General features: G+C 30.2%; 3 protein-coding genes. All 3 read right to left on the bottom strand.

Annotated features, from left to right (window positions below; genetic code table 11):
* Window positions 1-1,784, bottom strand: a 1,784-nt coding sequence (locus tag CLAVI_RS05500; protein WP_194844597.1) for a hypothetical protein, incomplete at its 3' end; no start/stop codon positions are given.
* Between the two features lie 697 nt (window positions 1,785-2,481).
* Window positions 2,482-4,239, bottom strand: coding sequence for a hypothetical protein (locus tag CLAVI_RS05495; RefSeq protein ID WP_194844596.1), 1,758 nt, complete (start codon window positions 4,237-4,239; stop codon window positions 2,482-2,484).
* 427 nt (window positions 4,240-4,666) lie between these two features.
* Window positions 4,667-4,851, bottom strand: a 185-nt coding sequence (locus CLAVI_RS05590) for a hypothetical protein (protein WP_228547654.1), incomplete at its 5' end; no start/stop codon positions are given.

The raw sequence follows: 4,851 nt of genomic DNA, 5'->3' as shown, positions 1-4,851 counted from the left end.
TCTAAATGTTTCAAAGTATTGATGATATTTTTTTCTTTTTGTTTCAATAGATGTAAAAATTTAGGGTGTGACGAGCTGAGTTTTTCAATATGTAATTTTGTTATAGTTACAGTATGAAATCGAATGGAGCGTAAAAAAATATGATAATGAGTAACTTCAGGATTTTTGAAACATAAAGAAGTAGTATAACATGTAAGTTCAGGAGAATGAATATCAGGATCTGGATTTATTGTTTCTTTGTTTTCTAAACAAAACATTTTATTGATTTCGATCAAGGTATTTTTGAAAGAAGTTTGAGTTATAGGGGGGACTTTTTTTTGATGAAGGTGGATTTCAAAATTTTTCTGAAGAAGAATATATAGGGCTTTGAATAGGTCAGCTTTTATGTTAAATGGTTTTATTCCCAAGTGAGCAATAGATGAATGACAGGTGTAGCTTCTTCCTTTTAAGATAAGATTTTTGATTTGAGCAATAAAATGAGGAAGTTTTTGATCTTGATTTATCATATATATTAAGCATTCAGGGTCCTTATTTATGTTTAAATGTATAAAATAATGTCTTGGATAAGTGCTAGTAGAATTACCTATTTCTACTTTTTGTGATGATGTAGGGCTAATATGTTCTATTGATTGAGAACAAGACTGTTTATCGCTGTTTTTTAAAGGTGTTTTTTGGGAAAAAGCTTCTTCTAAAGTAGGCTGAATCACTTCCTGTAATGATGGAGAAGCAATAGATAGATTAGGGTGGTGTAAAGATTCCATTATTGATGCAATAGCATAATCACTAAAATGTTTTTGTTGGAATTCTTCCATAACTTTATTAACTAAAGTATTTTTCTCTATACCAAGGTTAATTTTATCATCATCATTAGGAATTGATACAAGTAAAGGCTCTAGATTAAGAAGAAAAATTAAAAGAGTACTGAGGGTATCATGATAAAGGTCAGAGAAAGAAAGTTTTGATGTATCTTTTATAGAATTATCATGGAAAAAGATTCTATGTTCAAGGACATAACGAACTCCATTCAGGACATGATCTAGGTATATGGGGATATTAGTGATGTCTTGAGGTTGTAAGATGAAGTATTGATTATCTTCTAAAATAGTAATAATGGGTAAAACTTGGTTGCTAGGATTGGTTAATAATTCTAAAGGCACTTTTTGGTTAGGTGACGATGGCATAGAATTATAAAATATTATGTTGTCTTCATACAGTTCAGAAAAATCTTCATTATTTTCTAAGGTTCTGGATATTAATAGGTCTAGTTCTTCAGTTAGATCAGTTGAAAATTGTGTTGATGTTATGTCACATGGGGATTGTTGCTTTAAAGGTGATTGAAAAGGTTCTTCTTTAGAAGAAAATATTCGAGATTGGTTGTTTTGTGAAGGATCTTCTTGAAATGATCTTTTTCTTTTTAAAGAAACAATAGTAGGTAAGGGGTTTTCAAATAATGCGATATTTGAAGATAGAAGGCTTGTATTAATAGTGGAGCTTAGCATTTTTAGTGACAGCTGAAGTTCAGCAGAATTTGCCACTGTACATGCTTTTCGATATATTGAGTCAATGACTTCGTTCAGTAGATGTACAGTGTTATTATGTACTAAAGGATGAAGAACAAAAGATGATGAGACAGAGGCGCAAGGTAATTTTCTATTTAAAATATCTTTTATTATAACAGTTAAAGAAGAGATGCTCGCAAGATTTAGTGCTCTACTAGTTTCTTTGACAATAAAACTAGATTTATTTCCTGATGAGGTAGAATAGTCTAATGTAAAATAAAGCATAATAATTTTTTGATGAAAAATAGATTAAATATAAGAGTGCAAATAGAGTATGATAATTATTTGTTGACCTTTTGTAAAATGTTAAAACAAAAAAAATAATAATTTTTTTCTTCATCATTGTCTTTCTGAATATTTTTAAGGATGGTGGTGCATATGAAGTTAATTACAATAGTGTCTTTAAGTATATACATGATGGCATTATGTAGATGTGCTAGGTATATTTTTATGGAATATTAGTTAATTTTTAGTATTTCTATAACAGTAGGAAGTGATTTGAGTAAGCTCTAAAAAAGGGCTTTCTGTCATAAAAATCTTACAATATCCTTATTTTTTTTTGGTGCGTGTGTGATTAAGTATATAGGGTGCTTTTACTTCAGAAAAATGATCTCCTCGTAGCAATGTAAGAGTATCTAAAAGATTTTGATAATCTTTTTGAGTGTAATAAGAAGCCGTTTTTTCTAAAGCAAGAGGAAGTGTTTTAGTTAGGTATGGTAAGATTTTCTTGGATGCCTGTGTACATAAGCTTGTAACAATTTAAGGGTTTTAAAATCTATGAATTCTTTATGGCATAAAGTGAGTATATGTTTTGACTTTATATAAAATCTGATAATCAACTCCAGCGGTTTTAATTTCTGGTTTTAGCATAAATAAAGGCATGTTGTAGCTTTGAGGTGGTGCTGTAGCAATTTCTTTATTATCAAGAATGAATAGGGTGGGCAAAAGCTTCTGTTATTTTTATAGCTTCTTGTAAGGCAACTATCATTCTTTGATAAGATTTTGATTTTACATGCTCTTTACCAAAAGCTTCTCTTAAAATGACTTGATTTTCATAAAGTAAAGAAGACAAGGGAAGAGAAAGATCCTGTAGGGAAACTACTCTATCTTCTTTTAACTCAATGTTCAGTACATTATTTTTATGCATAATAACAGTTTTTTTTGTCGATAAGATTTTTAGATGCTTAAGGGTACAGAGTAGGCGCTTCTCCTTTTTTCTCAATAAAATTAAGATATTAGGATGTGAAGAGGTTTGTTTTTCAGTACATAATTTTATTGTAGTTGTAGAGATAGATCGAATGAAGTGTAAAAAAATATGATAATGAGTAAGTGTAGGCATTTTTAAAGTCTGAAGACTAGTATGACTCAGAAGTTTTTGAGAATGAATATCAGCATTTGGATTGATTATTTCTTTGCTTTCTAAATAAAAGGCTGTAGTGATTGCTGACAAGGTATTTTTAACAGACTCTCTAGTGGTGAGAGGGATTTTTTTTTGATTCAGGTGTAGCTTAAAATTTTTGGAAAGAAGAAGATACAAGGTTTTGAGTAGATCAGCTTTTGTATTAAATGGTTTTATACCAAGGTAATCAATAGATGAGTGACAGGTGTAACCTGTTCCTTTTGAGATAAGATTTTTGACCTGAGTAATAAATTCAGGAAGTCTTTGATTTTTATCTGTCATGGATATTACACAGTGATGGGCCCTATTTATTTTTAAGTGTATAAAAGAAGGGGCTGGAGAGAGTGCAGTATAATTGCATTTTTCTACTGTTTGTGATGAAGAAACTTTATCATTGTTGGTTGAAGATATTGTTAAGGGAGGAGCTTCTTCTAAAGTAGGTATAATCACTATTTTTAATGATGGGGAAGCAATAGGTGGATTAGGGTAGATTTGAGGCTCCATTATTGATGCAATAGCATAATCACTAAAATTTTCCTGTTGTAATTGTTCCATAACTTTATTAATCAAAGTCTGATGTTCTATTCCAAGGTTAGTTTTATCATCATTGTTAAGAATTGATGTAAGTAAAGGCTCTAGATGAAGAAGAAAAATTAAAAGAGTGCTGAGGGTTTCATGATAAAGGTGCGCGTGGGAAAATGTTGATAGATCTTTGATAGAAGGATCTAGGAAGAAGAGTCCATGTTCAAGGACATGACTAACTCCATTTAAGACATGATCTAGGTATACTGAGGTATTAGTTATGTTTTGATTTTCTAAGATGAAGTATGGATTATTTTCTACAAGCGTAATAATAGGTAAAACTTGGCTAGTAGGTCTAGTTAATAATTCTAAAGATGCTTCTTGGTTAGATGAAGATGACATAGGAGTATTAACTTCTAAATTGTTTTCAAATATAGCGAAAAAATCTTCATCTGTATCTTCTAGTAATCTTTCTGATTCACTTTCTAAGTTATTTAATATTAAGCTATCTAGGTCTGAATCTATATTTGGTGAAAATTGTGGTGATGCTGCATTTAATAAAGATGATTCAGGAGGTTCTTTTTCAGAAAAAGATGTTCGAGATTGTTTATGGCTCGAAGATTCTTCTCCAAAAGAGCTTTTTCTTTTTAAAGATGTTATTTCTTCTGAACAAGGAATAATAATAGGTAAGGGTTTTTCGAATAATTCAAGATTTGGAGATAAAAGCTTTTGATTAATAGTAGAGGTTAATATTTCCATTGATAGTTGAATTTCAGAAACATTGGTAACAGTATGTAATTGTTGAGCTATGGAATAAATTACATCTTTTACTAAAGGGATAGTATTATTATGTAAGAGAGGATTCAGAAGGAAAGATGAAGGTACAGATGCGCAAGGTAAATGTCTTTCCAGAATATCTTTTATGATAACAGTTAAAGAAGCAATGTATTCAAGATTTACTGATAAATTACTTTCTTTAAAAATAGAGTTAATATTAAAATAGTATTCTTGAGTAATCTTCTGAGGATATAAGTGAAATGTTTCTTTGGTGTAAGGACAAGTTTAATTAGGCGTGTTATGGAACAGCGCTATAATGTTGTGCAACACGTTGTTTCTTTAACTATAAGGTTTTGAACAGTGTCTGGTGGTGCAGATTTTATATAATCCAAAGTGAAATTATGGATAACTACTGTTTAATAATAATTTGTTTTGAGGTGTCTTGATATTTTTTTAATAGCATTTTCAAGATAGAGGGAGATTGTTTTACAGGAATTTTATCTTTTAGTTGATTAGAAATCAGTTTTAAGGAAGTTTCGATCGCATGTCTGGGTTGGTGGGTTTTAGTTTCCTTTAATACATCTGGGTAATAGG

Source organism: Candidatus Clavichlamydia salmonicola, from assembly GCF_015356765.1.
GTDB classification, from domain to species: domain Bacteria; phylum Chlamydiota; class Chlamydiia; order Chlamydiales; family Chlamydiaceae; genus Clavichlamydia; species Clavichlamydia salmonicola.
This window is presented reverse-complemented; position numbering and strand designations above follow the sequence as displayed.

What these genes read in the sequence shown, in the direction of transcription:
- CLAVI_RS05495 (WP_194844596.1), bottom strand. Translation starts at nt 4,239, where the DNA reads ATGGAAATATTAACCTCTACTATTAATCAAAAGCTTTTATCTCCAAAT.